Source organism: Chengkuizengella sediminis, assembly GCF_010078385.1.
In the GTDB taxonomy this organism is placed as follows: domain Bacteria; phylum Bacillota; class Bacilli; order Paenibacillales; family KCTC-33759; genus Chengkuizengella; species Chengkuizengella sediminis.
Map to the genome: position 1 here is coordinate 26,509 of NZ_SIJC01000006.1, position 15,146 is coordinate 41,654.

A 15,146-nucleotide genomic window follows, 5' to 3' on the forward strand; every position below is an offset into this window, starting at 1 on the left:
AATTAAATACAAAAATGCATTGAAGGGGAAAAGTAAGTAGCACTTCATTACAGGGAAGAAATGCCTAGATTGAGAGCCTTTCTACTTGAACAGACTACTGAAGTTCGCCCCAGAGCAGAAACTTGAAAAAACCAACTTTTTGGAAGTAGAGATTCCGGTGAATACACCGTTATTTAAATGAAGTGAGAATATTTGTTATCTCGAATGTTCTAATTAGGGTGGTACCACGGCTCTTTCGTCCCTTACGGATGGAGGAGTCTTTTTTGTGCAATGATATCTGCGGTTGTTTTTCACTTTTTGGATTTGGAATAGTTAATTTTGTCGGTACATTTGAAGGAGGGTAAATAATGAAAGAACAATTAGAAGCGTTAAAGCTGGAAGCTCTAAAGGAGCTAGAAAATGTTAATGACAGTAAATCACTAAATGATTTAAGAGTGAAATACCTAGGGAAAAAAGGACCATTAACTGAGATTTTAAGAGGCATGGGTAAACTCTCGAATGAGGAGAGACCCGTGATCGGGCAAGTTGCCAATGAAGTTCGTTCAGCGATTGGGAATGGAATTCAGTTGAAGCAAGATCAAATTTCACAAAGAGAATTAGAAAATCGATTAAAAGAAGAAACGATTGATATCACTTTACCAGGAAGAAAGCCATCTCAAGGAGCCATTCATCCACTTAATAAAGTGATTCAAGATATTGAAGATATTTTCGTTGGTATGGGATATACCGTTGAAGAAGGACCAGAGGTCGAACAGGATTATTATAATTTTGAAGCTTTAAACTTACCAAAAGACCATCCAGCTAGAGATATGCAAGATACTTTTTATCTTACAGAAGAGCTTTTAATGAGAACTCATACTTCTCCAGTACAGATCAGAACGATGGAAGCGAAAAAAGGGGAAGTTCCAGTAAAAATTATTTGTCCGGGTCGAGTGTATCGAAGAGACGATGATGATGCAACTCACTCTCACGTTTTCACTCAAATCGAAGGATTAGTCATTGATAAAAACGTTAGAATGAGTGATCTAAAAGGTACGTTGTTACAGTTCGTACAAGAGATGTACGGCAAAGATACACAAATTCGTTTACGTCCAAGTTTTTTCCCATTTACGGAACCAAGTGCAGAGGTGGATATTACTTGTGCAAGTTGTAAAGGTGAAGGGTGTCGTATTTGTAAACAAACAGGCTGGATCGAGATATTAGGATCAGGCATGGTTCATCCTCGTGTATTGGAGATGGCAGGTTATGATCCAAATGAATATAGTGGTTTTGCATTTGGAATGGGTGTAGAAAGAATAGCAATGTTGAAATATGGCATAGATGATATCCGTCATTTCTTTACGAATGACTTACGTTTCTTAAATCAATTTGTTCGAATATAGAAGAGAAGGAAGTGAAAATAGATGAAAGTATCTTATCAATGGTTAGCTGAATATGTGGATGTATCAGGATATACGGCTTCAGATTTAGCGGAAAAATTAACACGCAGCGGAGTAGAAGTTGATGTTGTTGAAAAGTTAAATAAAGGGATTACAGATGTAGTTGTCGGATATGTAAAAACGTGTGAAAAACATCCGAATGCAGATAAATTAAGTTTATGTACTGTAGATGTTGGTCAAGAAGAGGCTCTTCAAATTATTTGCGGAGCGAAAAATATCGCAGCGGGTCAAAAGGTTCCAGTTGCTGTACCAGGTGCTGTATTACCAGGGAATTTTAAAATCAAAAAAGCGAAACTTCGCGGTGTAGAATCTTATGGTATGATCTGTTCTGCTAAAGAATTAGGCATGAACGATCGATTGTTGCCTAAAGAAATTCAAGAAGGCATTTTAGTCCTTCCGGTAGATACAAATGTAGGTGAAGATATATTAGAAGTGCTTGGTTTAAATGACGAAGTATTAGAGCTTGAGCTTACACCTAACCGCTCTGATTGTCTAAGTATGGCGGGTACAGCTTATGAAGTTGGGGCTATTTTAGGACGAGAAATAAAACTGCCTGCAACAGAAGTTAGCTCTTCTAATACAAAAGCATCTGAAAAAATCAGTGTGAAAAATTTGAGCCCTGAACATTGTCATCATTATTCTGCGAGATATATTGAGGAAGTTTCAATCCAGCCAAGTCCTTTATGGATGCAAAACCGATTAATGGCTGCAGGAATTCGCCCGATCAACAATATTGTGGATATTACGAACTATGTGATGTTAGAGTATGGTCAACCATTACATGCATTTGATGCAGACCAATTAAACGAGGGTCATATTGAAGTGCGTTTAGCAAAAAAAGATGAAAAAATGACCACTTTAGATAATGAAGAAAGAACATTAGATGATCATATGTTACTAATTACAGATGGCACAAAACCTGTTGCTATTGCTGGTGTGATGGGTGGTTCCAATTCAGAAGTTCAAGCGCAAACAAAAAATATCTTACTTGAATCAGCTAAGTTCTCAGGAAGTGCTGTTCGTATCACTTCTAAAAAACTTGGATTAAGATCCGAATCAAGTCTTCGATTTGAAAAAGAAGTGAACCCAGGAAATGTTACAGTTGCCTTAAATCGAGCTGCTGCACTTTTATCACAATATGCGAATGGAAAAGTGGCAGATGGAATTGTAGAGGAACTTTCAACACAAAATCCTGCAGTTAACATTCAAATAAGCTTGCAAAAAGTAAATGATTATTTGGGTACAGACTTAACTAAGCAGGATGTATTAAATGTGTTTGATCGATTACAATTTTCTTATACAGAAGCGGATGAAAATGAAGTGATTGTTCATATACCAACTCGACGTGGAGATATTACAAGAGATGTGGATTTAATTGAAGAAGTAGCACGTTTACATGGGTATGATCATATTCCAACGAGCTTAATGGTTGGAACAACAACACCAGGTTCACTATCTAAAGAACAAAAGATTAGAAGAGCAATCCGTCGAATTTTAACAGATGAAGGTTTGTACGAGACAGTGAACTATTCTTTTACACATCCTAGTCAAATTAAACTATTCCAAGGTATGTATGCTCAAACAAAGCCCATTTCATTAGCAATGCCGATGAGTGAAGATAGAAGTACTTTGAGAACAAGTTTAATACCTCATCTTTTGGATGTAGCATCTTATAATAAAAATAGAAATCAATCTGATGTTCATATTTTTGAAATTGGAAATGTATTTCTTACGGAAGAACAATCTTTATCTAGACAACCTGAAGAAAAAGAACTTCTATCTATATTGCTCACAGGTAAAAGAGAAGCTGCAAATTGGTCTGTACAAGAAAATAACGTAGATTTTTATGACTTAAAAGGTCACATTGAAACTTTATTTGAGGTTATTGGAATTTCGGGTTTACAATTTGTTTCGACTAGTCCGGATGGTTTCCACCCTGGTAGAACGGCTTCCATCCAAATCAAAACGGAAGATAAAGTGATTGAACTTGGATCGTTGGGACAGTTGCATCCTTCTATACAACAAGAAAAAGATTTAGACGAAGTCTATATTTTAGAAATCACGTTAGAAGAAGTTTATAAACTTGCTAATTTTGATATCCATTATACTACGTTACCAAAATATCCGGCGATTGGAAGAGATATTGCAGTTGTTGTAGATCGATCCTTACAAATTGGAGAAATTGTAAATTCGATCAAAGAAACAGCGAAGGAGTTGCTTGAATCCGTTCAAGTTTTCGATATCTATACAGGAGAAAAAGTGGATAGCAATAAAAAAAGCGTGGCGTTATCCTTAGTTTATAGACATTTAGAACGTACATTAACAGATGAAGAAGTTACGGACCTACATGGTAAAGTAGTTGAAGAAATTGGAAAATCTTTTCATGCAGAATTAAGGAAATAAAGCAGGGAATTAGGTCAATCATATCGAAATAAGTTATCATAGAAACATACTGATCTTTTGTTTGGTAGGGAGGACGACCTGTGAAGCCTGATGAAGAAAAAACTAGAGTAACTGTCAACATCTACGGGACACAATATAAAATGAAAGGGAGTCCAGATATGACTCCTGAATATATAAAAGAAATTGCGTCCTATGTGGATGGTAAAATGCGCACAATAGCTGGTGAACAAACGAAATTAGATCTAAACCGTTTATCTGTTTTATCTGCTTTATATATCTCAAATGAGTATTTCCAAGTAAAGGACATTCAACAGGAAAATGAAATACTGAATGTCGGAATACAGAAACTTGAATCAGAAAACGAATTGTATATGAAACAAAATCAAGAAAAAAGTGAAAAAGAAGAGCGATTAATAGAAGAGATGTCCCAATTGAAAAAGTACCAACAGAAACTAGAAGAGGATCTTAAAGATGCTTGGCAACAAAAAGAACAAGCAAAAGATAAATCAGATCAGATTGAAGAGAAGTATAGCAAGTTACAGGATGCCTTTCATAAATTAAAGAGTGAGTACAATGAGTGGATCGAACTTGCAGAAAAAGAACTCAAAATAGAATAGAAAAAAGCATCTTATTCCACTTCATAGTGGTTTAAGATGCTTTTTTTGTTTAGCTAAACCTTACTTCACATTATTCAACAACTAACGTAGATATCATGTCTTTGTGTCCAGAACCACATTGAATGGAACATTTAATTTCATAGGTTCCTGCTTCATTAATTGTAAATTGTTTAGGTGTACTTTGGTCAATTTCAATACCAAGTTCCTTAATCTTAAATGCATGAAATCCTTCCGCATTTTCAATTGAAAAATTAACAGGTTCTCCAACGGCTACTTTATATTCTGCTTTATCAAATGCCCAGTTAGATGCAGTGAGCTTCAATTCCTTAGCATCTGCAGAAGATGTTTCAACAGCAGCATTATTTGTTGCGTCACTTGTACCTTCTGAAGCTCCACACGCTGCTGCAGTTAATACTATCGCTAATATCGTAACTAGAAATAAGATTTTTTTCATTGATGTAACCCCCTAATAAAATTTTATACCCATTCAAATTTTAATTGTAATTTATTGAATTTAACATGGCAAACACGTGAAATTAGTGACAATCGTGTGAACAAGCACAATATGATAGGCGAATGCATAGGATGTATCGCTAATACAATATATAGAGGAACATGTAAAGAAAGGAGCAAGATCATATGAATGATAATTTAAATATGGTTCAACCAAGTGTATCATTACCAGAACCATCATCAAATAATACAGCCGCTCAACAACAAAATGAAAATACTACTCCTAAAAAGTATCCTTCTTCTATGACACAACCATTAACTTATTCGTCACCTTGTTCTGGATGTAAACCTAATCCTTGTAATACATGTGCTGATCAATCCATGATGATGCCAATGTACTCTATGGGAGTACAAGATATGACACCTTATATGTATCCGATGGGCACTCAGCAGATGAATTCAAATGTACAATCTATGTATTCAATGGGAGCCCAAGGAATGAATACAAATATGCATCCCATGTATCCAACAGGTGTACAAGGAATGAACGCAAATATGGACTCGATGTATCCTATGGGAACACAAGCGATGAATACAAACATCTATCCGATGGGTAATCAGGAATTAACTCCATCCACTACCAGTCCAACGGATACACAAGGAATAAACCCTAGTACGGAATTTTTTACAGCAGAACAAGTAGAAGAAATGACAGAGGGCAACCAGCAGCTTCATCCAAAGGAAGTAAAGGAAATGTCAGCAAATATGTATCCAATGCACCCTCAGGAAATGCAACAATATCCAAATGCAATAGGCGTTGCTCCAATGTTTGCTTTCCCTAGTATGCAACCTCCAGGCTATAATTATTATCAGCAGCCAAATATGTATCCTCCAAATGTAGCTGCTCCAACAGAAAACATGATGTCACATTATATGTTACCTAAGATGGATCCAGAAAAAGTGGCTGAGCAAGCCGCTAATTTACCATATTATATGCGTTCTACATCCTCTCCGACAGATTTAACGAATGTATTTATGCAAATTTCTCCCTGGATTCGACATGGATTAGATAAAGCTGAAAATAAGAACTATAAACAAGCTATGGAGGAAGTTGCATTAATTAGTTATTTAATGGGAAGTGGGTTTGATGCTCGAACCTCTCATCAAATTGTTGAATCTTGGGAAGTTCGTGAAATGTTTTCAGATAAAGATCGGGATGAAGAAATGAACTCAGAGAATGAGAGTTCCTCAGATTAACTCTTGCTTGTTTATAAATCAAAGATAGTTAGATATTTATTTTCTTTCATACTCATTTTCTAGGCTTGAGATCTATGCTCAAGCCTTTAGGGCATTCCCTCCTGTTAAGTATAAGGTTTGCAAAAAGGTCTTTTTCGTAATAATATCTTCTCAAGAAGAAGATTAGACAAGCCATACACAGAAGGGGAATATAAAAGATGGAAGAAGTAAAATTAATTGTTGATTCAAAATCAAGCCTTGGAGAGGGACCTTGTTGGGATGAAGATGAGCAATGTTTATATTGGGTTGATATTTTAGAAGAAAAATTACATATATACAATTCAAAAGAAAAATCAAACAAAACAATTCAATTGGATCAAGCGCCAGGAGCAGTTGTAAAAAGAAGCAGTGGAGGTCTTGTTTTAGCGATGTTGGATGGTTTTTTCATTTATGATATACAAACTCAAAAGCTGGAGAAAATAGTAGATCCAGAAAGTCACTTGCCAGAAAATCGTTTTAATGATGGAAAATGTGATCCTGCTGGTCGTTTTTGGGCTGGTTCAATGAGGTTGGATCTAAAACATGATAAAGCTGCTTTATATTGTTTAGATACAGACCTAACTGTAAAAAAAATGCTCGAACCTATATCGGTCTCTAACGGATTAGCTTGGTCACCTGATTTTAAAACCATGTATTATATTGATACACCTACACAGCAAGTAGTTGCCTATGATTATAATATGAGAACAGGAGAGATTACGAATAAAAAAGTAGCAGTAACTATTCCTTTAGAAGAGGGTGGACCTGATGGCATGACGATGGATGCGGAAGGAAAGTTATGGGTTGCTCACTGGGGTGGTTATAAGGTGTCAAGATGGGATCCTGAGAAAGGAAAACAAATAGATGAGGTTCGTGTTCCAGCAAAACAAGTTACTTCTTGTGCATTTGGTGGGGAAAATTTAAACGATTTATATATTACAACGGCAAATGTAGGTTTGGATTCAAAGGAAATGGAACAATGTCCTTATTCTGGCGGTTTGTTTTCAGTAAAAATGAATATAAAAGGAACTCCATCGTATGAATTTAAAGGTTAACGAATGGCACACTTCTTTCATCTGGGCATATATAAATATTATATCTTTTTTAAAGACGTGGAAAGTATGCCCTCAATTTTAGGTATTGCTAAAATAAAGATACTCAACATAATTTTGGACTCGAGGATAATGTGTTTCCTTTTTTATTTGTTTAATGGGTGAATTTTAATATTATGAGGAGTGGTGAAGGATATGCCATCTATTATAGGTATTGCAAAAATTATTAATGTTTCAGGTTCAGCGAAGGTAAAAGCAGGAGATACTGTTCAAATTACACCAGTAAGTTATGTAAAGGCTTATGTAGGCTCTGGTAGTGCTAATGCAGGGGACTTACCAAGAACAAATAATTTTATAAGTACTACCAATACCATTGATGCTGATATAAAAGATGATACTCAGGATAATATTTTTGGACTCGAGGATAATGTGTTTTTTATTTAAAGTTAATGATTTGAATGTTCATGTTAAGGAGATGTTAAGGAATGCCATCCATTTTAGGAATTTCAAAAATCATTAATGTATCAGGTTCTGCGATGGTACGTGCTGGAGATACAGTGCAGATCACACCAGTAAGTTATCAAAAGAATTATATAGGCTCTGGTAGTGGTAATTCAGGGGACTTACCGAGAACAAATAATTTTATAAGTACAACCAATACGATTGATGCTGATATCAAAGATCAAACTCAGGATAATATTTTCGGACTTGAGAATAACGTATTATTTATTTAAAAAATCAAAAATAAAAAAACAATCCAAATTGATGGATTGTTTTTTTGACTACACTTTTTGGGATAAATTAGGTAGCATTACCTTTACGTTTTCCAGCTTCAAATGGACTGGAAATCGGAATAAACAAATCAATGATCCCAATGACTAAGGCAGCTAAAATCGCACCTATAACTGTCACTGATACGTTTCCAACGAAGAACTGTGCTACCCAAATCACTACTGCACTCGTTAAAAACCCCACAATACCTCTACTAAATGGAGTAACTCGATTTCCAAATATGCCTTCAATAATCCAGCCAATTACGGCAATAGCAAGGGCTAGAAATAAAGCACTCCAAAAACCACCTACTGAGAATTGAGGGGTAACCCATCCTACAAACAATAGAACAAAAGCAGAGACGATAAATCTAATTACATGTCCTAAAAAATTATTCATTCAGGTTGTTCCTCCTTATAAAAAATTTATAACGGTGAACCTATTATTAACATAATGCTGACAAATTATGTTTTACTACAACATTTTGTGAATATTCGCTTAAAACATCTGATTTCGCTATAATAAGATTGAGCTTAATTCAGGAGGACTAGGGATTTGAATAGTAGAATTTTGAGAACAATGGAATTTGATAAAATTTTAAATAAATTAAGTCGGCATGCTGCGACAACACTTGGAAAAAATAGAGTTGAAGGATTATCACCCTCTACTCAATATAGTGAAGTCATTGAATTACTAAAGGCTACCGATGAAGCGGTAAAAGTACAACGCTTAAAAGGAAGTGCACCGTTTGGAGGAATAAGAGATATTTCAGCAGCAATACATCGATCAAGAATTGGTGGGATGTTGAATATCCAAGAGCTATTGGATATTGCAAATACGATATATGGTGCAGGAAGATTAAAGAAATTTATACATCGATTTCATGATGAGTTTTCAGTGCCACTGTTATTCTTTTTAGTAAAACAAATTTCGGATCATAAAACAGTAGAAAATGCCATTAAAATGTGTATTAACGAACAAGCAGAAATGATGGATAGTGCTAGCCCCGAACTCTCCCGTATCCGACAGCAACTTAAAAAAGGGGAAACCTCAATTCGTGAACAGTTAGAACGTATGATTCGTTCACAATCTGTGCAAAAAAAGCTGCAGGATCCAATAGTAACCTTACGTAATGACCGTTATGTGTTGCCTGTAAAACAAGAATATCGCTCCTTTTTTGGTGGGATGACACATGATCAATCTGCATCTGGTGCAACTTTATTTATTGAACCTGAATCGATTGTTAATTTAAATAATAAACTTCGTGAATTAAAATTAAAAGAAGAACGAGAAATTGAAAAAATACTTCGAATGCTAACCGAACAGGTTACCGAAATTCATGAAGAATTACTTGTGAATATTCAACAACTTGCTGAAATTGATTTTATTTTTGCCAAAGCCGGATTAGCGAATGAAATGAAAGCGACTCTACCTCGTTTGAACGATCGTGTGTTTATGAATCTCAAAAAAGCAAGACACCCATTAATCCCAGAGGAACAGATCGTACCTATTGATGTGAAACTAGGAGACCAATATGACAGTATTATAGTCACTGGACCAAACACGGGTGGAAAAACCGTTTCATTAAAAACGATTGGTTTATTGCATCTAATGGCGATGTCAGGGTTATTTGTACCTGCTGAGGACCATAGTCAGATGTGTATATTTGATGGGATTTATGCTGACATTGGGGATGAGCAAAGTATTGAGCAAAACTTAAGCACATTTTCAAGTCATATGACTAATATCATTACAATATTAAAAGAAGTAACTCCAAAAAGTTTAATTTTACTTGATGAACTAGGAGCGGGCACAGACCCAACAGAAGGATCAGCGTTAGCCATTTCGATTATTGAATATATTCATCAATTAGGATGTCGGTTGGTTGCAACAACACATTATAGTGAATTAAAAGCCTTTGCATATGATCGCAAGGGAGTGATCAATGCAAGTATGGAATTTGATGTAAAAACATTAAGTCCTACATATCGTTTATTAGTTGGTGTCCCTGGACGCAGTAACGCTTTTGCTATCTCAGAAAGATTAGGTTTACCAATGACTATTCTTAAACATGCTAAGGGTCAAGTGAACGAACAGGATCAGCAGGTTGAGAATATGATTGCCTCCTTGGAGGAAAATCGAATTAGTGCTGAAAATGACCGAATTGCTGCTGGAAAACTAAGAAAAGAAGTAGAGCAATTGCAAAGAAAAGTGAAGGATCAACAGATAAAATTTGAAGAACAACGGGAAAAGATGATGGAAAAGGCAGAAGAAGAAGCGAGAGAAGCTGTTACTAAAGCACGTAAAGAAGCAGACCAAATTATTTCAGACCTTCGTAAACTAGCCATGAATGAAAAAACGTCAATTAAGGAACATAAATTAATTGAAGCAAAACGACAGTTAGAACAAGCGGAACCACAACTAACAAAAAATAAACCATCCAAATCGGTTAAAAAGATCAAAGGTGTAAAAAAAGTAAACCCTGGAGACGAAGTTTATGTCGCAAGCTTTGCACAGAAAGGTTATGTTGTAGAGGAAGCCAATGCGAAAGAGGTAGTAGTACAATTAGGGATTATGAAAATGAAAGTGAAAAAAACAGAACTTGAGCTTGTATCCAGTGCTGAAAAACAAGTAAAAAAGCAAATTACGAGCCTTAAGCGTTCCAAAGATCAACAATTTAAATCCGAATTAGATTTAAGAGGTATGAACCTAGAGGATTCTATTATGGAAGTTGATCGGTTTTTAGATGAGGGGATTCTAGCGAATGTAGGACAAGTATACATTATTCATGGCAAGGGTACAGGTGTATTAAGGACAGGGATTCAAGAATTTCTGGGGAAACATAAACATGTCAAGCAGCATCGCTTGGGCAATATGGGAGAAGGCGGGACTGGAGTCACCGTTGCAGAGTTAAAATAAGGTGAAGAAAGAAGAGGGAACAGAATGAATCAAGAAATTGATGCATTATTAGAACACCCATTTATGGAGACAGTTGCTTATTTTTCTGTTGCTGCATTAGCATTAATATTGTTTTTAGCTATTTTTGAATTTGTTACATCTTATCGTTCATGGGATGAAATATTAAATGGCAATATCGCAGTTGCGTTAACCATTGGAGGGAAAATCATTGCGATATGCAATATTTTTCGTTTTGCTGAAAATAATCATGAATCGATTTATATATCTTTTGTGATGGCTAGTTTTGGATTCGTTTTACTCATCCTTGCTTATTTTTTATTCGAGTTTTTAACACCTTATATTAAAGTAGATAAAGAAATACAGAAAGATAATCGTGCTGTCGGACTCATTGCAATGATCATTTCCATTTCTTTATCTTATGTGATTGGTGCTTGTATTACTTGAGAATAGGAGGATTCAATTTAAATTGAAATACTTATGGGGTAGTTTATTCATCTTAGCACTTTTATTTTTTATATTTGGAATTTACTTTTTCATACAAAATACATAGGAGGGTACGCAAATGGAAGAGAACAACACAGTATGTCCATGGTGTGATACAGAGATCGTTTGGGACGAGGAAATAGGAAAAGAAGAACAATGTCCTCATTGTTTAAATGAATTGGGAAATTACCGTACAATGAGTGTTGAACTTGATCAAGAAGACGAAGAGAATGAGGTGAAAAATAAAACTAAAAACATAAAACAAGATGAAGAAAAAGAAGACAGAAGTACTCCTATATTAGATTCCTTCATTTCTCAAATGGAAACAGAGCCTAAAACAGAAGATTTATTACAATATGAGCAAGGAGTATATCACTATCGAAGAAAACAAGAAGAGTCTTTTGAGTGTTCAAACTGTCATGATTTTATGTTATTAGTTGGAGATCATGAGGTTAAAAAAGACGATTTTATTCCGTATGTTCCAGTTAGTCAGGTACAGGGAGTTTTACAAGCACCTTACAAAATGAATTTATATATTTGTCCATCTTGTTTTGAAATGAAAGCTGTTTTATCTGAGCAGGATCGGATAAGTATGATGAATGTTTTGAAAACTCAACAAGACAATTCATAATGCATTTTAAAAAGTAAGAGAGTGACCATAAAAAAATGGCCACTCTCTTTGGTATTTACTTTACCTGTACCCTCATATTATTAATTAACGTTTAAATATGATCTCCGAGTACTTCTTATCTTATCAAAGAATATGATTACTCCTAAAATTAGAAGAACGAATGAAGGCATTGCAGCTCCAAATCCTTGACCAAGACTTAAGTGAGTGAATACGGCACCTGCCATAAGTATCCCTAATCCACCTGAAGCAAGTAAAGCGATCTTAGACTTCCAAAATCCAACTAATAACCCGATACCTCCGAGAATTTCACATATACCAATAAAGTACATAAATCCAACAGGATAACCAAGAACTTCAGCCATATCAACTGCTCCCCCAAATATCTTTGTTACACCAGAAAGAGTAAAAGCAACTGCAAGCAAACTTTGAATAATACGACTAACCCATTTCATAATTGAACTCTCCTTATTTTAATATTTAAAACACCTATTCCCCTCAATGTCCTAATATTATATATTCTATAATTAGCATAAATATATCCTAACATTAGGGTATTTAATTGTCAATAAATAAATGCCAATTTTTTTGTTTCCAAAATGACTTTTTGGGGAAAGTTAAAATATGTTGTTACATAGATAGATACGAAATTATTAAATTGGGTGAGACTTATATGCCGATGTCGCATGAAAAGCATTATTTTCCAAACAGATGGATTAAAACAAAAGATCAACAAGAACATTCTTATTTTCAGAATCATGAACCAGAAAACCACCAAAATCACAAAGAAGGGAAATTAACTAAACAAGCGATACTACTATTAGCAGTTCATGGTTTATTTGCAGCTGCAAATGCGTTGTCAGGTACATTTGTAAATGTGTATCTATGGAAAGTCAGCAATGATCTATCTTTAATTGGTTGGTTCTCTTTATCTCATCAAGTTGTTAATATCTTAACATTTTGGTTAGCGGGGAAATGGGTTAAAGAGCATAATAAAATGAACAGTTTACGTCTGGGTGTTGGGTTATCTGCTGTGTTTTATTTATTTGTGCTCTTGCTTCAGAAGCAAGCCGTTGATTATGTGTTATTGTTAGGCGCAGTTCAGGGGATGGCGGCGGGTTTTTTTTGGTTGGCATTTAATGTTGTTTATTTTGAAATTACAGGTCCAAATGATCGAGACAAATTTAATGGTTACGCAGGATTATTAGGTTCAGGTGCTGGAATGTTCGCACCATGGATCTCTGGTTTAGTGATTACACAAATGAAAGCAACAAGCGGATACAAAATCATATTCTCTATATCACTTATTGTTTTTGTGATTGGAGTTATTGTAAGTTTTTTTCTAAAGAAAAGGGAGCCTAAAGGCACTTATCAATGGTTTGCTGCATTTCAACGTTTGAAGGAGAAAAGGAATCCTTGGAGAAAGGCATTTCTGGCTTTGATGGCACAGGGAATTAGGGAAGGCGTTTTTACTTTTATAATCGGTTTGCTTGTATATATTGCTACTAAAAATGAGATGAAACTTGGTAACTATTCATTAATAGTATCTGCTGTAGCTTTAGTCAGTTATATGTTCATGGGCAAATACTTAAAACCTTGGCATCGTAATAGAGCAATGTTCATTGGAACTATATTTATGATCGTGGTTATATTTCCTTTCTTCTGGGATATCAGTTACATGACACTGCTAATCTTTGGAATTGGAACTTCCATATTTTTACCGTTATTTACGATTCCAATGACCTCAACAGTGTTTGATATTATAGGGAGAGATGATGAAAGCGCACAACAAAGGGTAGAGTATGTCGTATTAAGAGAAGCGGGTTTAAATGCAGGACGCATATTAGGGACTTTAATTTTTATTCTTATTATTACATGGAGTAATAAACCAATTGTTTTAAATGTATTTTTATTATGTATTGGAAGCTCACCTTTACTTGCATGGTATTTCATGAGAGAACTGATGCCTACAAGACCCCAAACCGTGAATAGTAAGCAAAAATAACATTTTGAAGACTTTGCTTATACGAGTCCACTCAGTTAGAATATGTAAGTAATAGTTCATATGTAAAATAGATCTAAGTTACTTTACATACATGAAGAGGAGTGGTTGATGATGTCTGTCAAAGTAGTTTCAAGTATTATAGAACTAATTGGTGATACACCAATAGTAAAAATAAATAGATTATTAAGTGAAAATGATGCGGAAGTATACGTGAAATTGGAATATTTTAATCCAAGTCGAAGTGTAAAAGATAGAGCAGCCTATAATTTGATACTACAAGCAGAAAAAGACGGACTGTTATCTCCTGGAGGAACGATTATAGAACCTACTAGTGGAAATACAGGGATTGGATTGGCTATGAATGCAGCTGCAAAGGGTTATAAAGCTATATTTATTATGCCTGATAATATGACCAAAGAGCGTATCAATATTTTAAAAGCTTATGGTGCTGAAGTAGTACTAACACCTGCAGAAGAACGTATGCCGGGTGCAATAAAAAAAGCGATGGAGCTACAAGGTAAAATACCTAATAGTTATATTCCACAGCAGTTTGAAAATGAGGCAAATCCTGCAATACATCGAACGACAACAGCATTAGAGATTATTGAACAAATGGATGGTGAAATTGACGCTTTTGTAGCAACAGCAGGAACTGGTGGTACCGTTACAGGAACAGGGGAAGTATTACGTGAAAAAATCCCAAATATTAAAATTCTTGTTGTTGAACCTCAAGGCTCACCTGTTCTTTCAGGTGGAAAACCTGGTAAGCACAAATTAGTAGGAACAAGCCCAGGATTTATCCCGAAAATCTTAAATACAGAAGTGTATGATGAAATTGTACAAGTATCAGATCAAGATGCGATACAAACGATACGTGATTTAGCTGCAAAGGAAGGTATATTAGTGGGTCCTTCAGCAGGAGCTTCCGTGTGGACAGCCATGCAGCTTGCAAAAAAATGGGGAAAGGGCAAAAGGATTTGCTGTATAGCGCCTGATAACGGCGAAAGATACCTAAGCATGAACCTCTTTTAAGTACGCTTCCCATTTAATTTAATAAAATAAAAGGGAACTTATCTGTGCTAATTATTAGCATGAGTAAGT

The 15,146-nt window shown here is 35.2% G+C and carries 15 protein-coding genes and 1 other annotated feature; of the genes, 12 read left to right on the plus strand and 3 right to left on the minus strand.

The window, feature by feature from the left end:
* The first annotated feature begins 10 nt into the window (after positions 1-10).
* Positions 11-246 (plus strand) — a binding site (T-box leader).
* A 101-nt stretch (positions 247-347) separates the two neighbouring features.
* The 3 genes from pheS to EPK97_RS13155 all read left to right on the plus strand — a co-directional run bounded on the left by pheS (position 348) and on the right by EPK97_RS13155 (position 4,459).
* Complete coding sequence (gene pheS / locus EPK97_RS13145; RefSeq protein ID WP_162037091.1) at positions 348-1,382, plus strand: phenylalanine--tRNA ligase subunit alpha; 1,035 nt, start codon at positions 348-350, stop codon at positions 1,380-1,382.
* 21 nt (positions 1,383-1,403) lie between these two features.
* Positions 1,404-3,842: a phenylalanine--tRNA ligase subunit beta gene (gene pheT / locus EPK97_RS13150; RefSeq protein WP_162037092.1), complete on the plus strand. Its 2,439-nt coding sequence runs from the start codon at positions 1,404-1,406 to the stop codon at positions 3,840-3,842.
* Between the two features lie 80 nt (positions 3,843-3,922).
* Positions 3,923-4,459, plus strand: coding sequence for a cell division protein ZapA (locus EPK97_RS13155; protein WP_162037093.1), 537 nt, complete (start codon positions 3,923-3,925; stop codon positions 4,457-4,459).
* Between the two features lie 70 nt (positions 4,460-4,529).
* Here the strand turns inward: EPK97_RS13155 and EPK97_RS13160 are convergent, their stop codons facing one another.
* Positions 4,530-4,913, minus strand: coding sequence for a cupredoxin domain-containing protein (locus EPK97_RS13160; protein ID WP_162037094.1), 384 nt, complete (start codon positions 4,911-4,913; stop codon positions 4,530-4,532).
* A 185-nt stretch (positions 4,914-5,098) separates the two neighbouring features.
* Between EPK97_RS13160 and EPK97_RS21905 the strand changes: the two genes are divergently transcribed.
* From EPK97_RS21905 to EPK97_RS13180, 4 genes are all read left to right on the plus strand, one after another.
* Positions 5,099-6,169, plus strand: a complete 1,071-nt coding sequence (locus EPK97_RS21905; RefSeq protein ID WP_240903817.1) for a hypothetical protein — start codon at positions 5,099-5,101, stop codon at positions 6,167-6,169.
* A 197-nt stretch (positions 6,170-6,366) separates the two neighbouring features.
* Positions 6,367-7,242 (plus strand): SMP-30/gluconolactonase/LRE family protein, encoded by an 876-nt coding sequence (locus EPK97_RS13170; protein ID WP_162037095.1) that lies wholly within the window; start codon positions 6,367-6,369, stop codon positions 7,240-7,242.
* Positions 7,243-7,434: 192 nt separating this feature from the next.
* The gene (locus EPK97_RS13175; protein WP_162037096.1) at positions 7,435-7,683 is read left to right on the plus strand and encodes a spore germination protein; all 249 of its coding nucleotides are present in this window, start codon (positions 7,435-7,437) and stop codon (positions 7,681-7,683) included.
* A gap of 41 nt (positions 7,684-7,724) precedes the next feature.
* On the plus strand, positions 7,725-7,973 hold the full coding sequence (locus tag EPK97_RS13180; protein WP_162037097.1) for a spore germination protein: 249 nt from the start codon (positions 7,725-7,727) through the stop codon (positions 7,971-7,973).
* 67 nt (positions 7,974-8,040) lie between these two features.
* Here the strand turns inward: EPK97_RS13180 and EPK97_RS13185 are convergent, their stop codons facing one another.
* The gene (locus EPK97_RS13185) at positions 8,041-8,409 is read right to left on the minus strand and encodes a phage holin family protein (RefSeq protein WP_162037098.1); all 369 of its coding nucleotides are present in this window, start codon (positions 8,407-8,409) and stop codon (positions 8,041-8,043) included.
* 156 nt (positions 8,410-8,565) lie between these two features.
* Here EPK97_RS13185 and EPK97_RS13190 point away from each other — a divergent pair, with 156 nt between their 5' ends.
* The 3 genes from EPK97_RS13190 to EPK97_RS13200 all read left to right on the plus strand — a co-directional run bounded on the left by EPK97_RS13190 (position 8,566) and on the right by EPK97_RS13200 (position 12,043).
* Positions 8,566-10,929 (plus strand): endonuclease MutS2, encoded by a 2,364-nt coding sequence (locus EPK97_RS13190; protein WP_276609501.1) that lies wholly within the window; start codon positions 8,566-8,568, stop codon positions 10,927-10,929.
* 24 nt (positions 10,930-10,953) lie between these two features.
* Entirely contained in the window at positions 10,954-11,373 is a 420-nt protein-coding gene (locus tag EPK97_RS13195; protein WP_162037099.1) for a DUF350 domain-containing protein, read from the plus strand.
* A gap of 118 nt (positions 11,374-11,491) precedes the next feature.
* Positions 11,492-12,043 (plus strand): hypothetical protein, encoded by a 552-nt coding sequence (locus EPK97_RS13200; RefSeq protein WP_162037100.1) that lies wholly within the window; start codon positions 11,492-11,494, stop codon positions 12,041-12,043.
* Between the two features lie 80 nt (positions 12,044-12,123).
* Here the strand turns inward: EPK97_RS13200 and EPK97_RS13205 are convergent, their stop codons facing one another.
* Positions 12,124-12,495: a DoxX family protein gene (locus EPK97_RS13205; RefSeq protein WP_162037101.1), complete on the minus strand. Its 372-nt coding sequence runs from the start codon at positions 12,493-12,495 to the stop codon at positions 12,124-12,126.
* 218 nt (positions 12,496-12,713) lie between these two features.
* Between EPK97_RS13205 and EPK97_RS13210 the strand changes: the two genes are divergently transcribed.
* Positions 12,714-14,045, plus strand: a complete 1,332-nt coding sequence (locus EPK97_RS13210; RefSeq protein WP_162037102.1) for an MFS transporter — start codon at positions 12,714-12,716, stop codon at positions 14,043-14,045.
* A gap of 111 nt (positions 14,046-14,156) precedes the next feature.
* Positions 14,157-15,077, plus strand: a complete 921-nt coding sequence (cysK, locus tag EPK97_RS13215) for a cysteine synthase A (protein WP_162037103.1) — start codon at positions 14,157-14,159, stop codon at positions 15,075-15,077.
* The last annotated feature ends 69 nt before the right edge of the window (positions 15,078-15,146 follow it).

Bases quoted from the DNA above. Each gene is read 5' to 3' on its own strand.
- pheS (WP_162037091.1), top strand. From the start codon at position 348: ATGAAAGAACAATTAGAAGCGTTAAAGCTGGAAGCTCTAAAGGAGCTA.
- pheT (WP_162037092.1), top strand. From the start codon at position 1,404: ATGAAAGTATCTTATCAATGGTTAGCTGAATATGTGGATGTATCAGGA.
- EPK97_RS13160 (WP_162037094.1), bottom strand. From the start codon at position 4,913: ATGAAAAAAATCTTATTTCTAGTTACGATATTAGCGATAGTATTAACT.
- EPK97_RS21905 (WP_240903817.1), top strand. From the start codon at position 5,099: ATGAATGATAATTTAAATATGGTTCAACCAAGTGTATCATTACCAGAA.
- EPK97_RS13170 (WP_162037095.1), top strand. From the start codon at position 6,367: ATGGAAGAAGTAAAATTAATTGTTGATTCAAAATCAAGCCTTGGAGAG.
- EPK97_RS13175 (WP_162037096.1), top strand. From the start codon at position 7,435: ATGCCATCTATTATAGGTATTGCAAAAATTATTAATGTTTCAGGTTCA.
- EPK97_RS13180 (WP_162037097.1), top strand. From the start codon at position 7,725: ATGCCATCCATTTTAGGAATTTCAAAAATCATTAATGTATCAGGTTCT.
- EPK97_RS13185 (WP_162037098.1), bottom strand. From the start codon at position 8,409: ATGAATAATTTTTTAGGACATGTAATTAGATTTATCGTCTCTGCTTTT.
- EPK97_RS13195 (WP_162037099.1), top strand. From the start codon at position 10,954: ATGAATCAAGAAATTGATGCATTATTAGAACACCCATTTATGGAGACA.
- EPK97_RS13200 (WP_162037100.1), top strand. From the start codon at position 11,492: ATGGAAGAGAACAACACAGTATGTCCATGGTGTGATACAGAGATCGTT.
- EPK97_RS13205 (WP_162037101.1), bottom strand. From the start codon at position 12,495: ATGAAATGGGTTAGTCGTATTATTCAAAGTTTGCTTGCAGTTGCTTTT.
- EPK97_RS13210 (WP_162037102.1), top strand. From the start codon at position 12,714: ATGCCGATGTCGCATGAAAAGCATTATTTTCCAAACAGATGGATTAAA.
- cysK (WP_162037103.1), top strand. From the start codon at position 14,157: ATGTCTGTCAAAGTAGTTTCAAGTATTATAGAACTAATTGGTGATACA.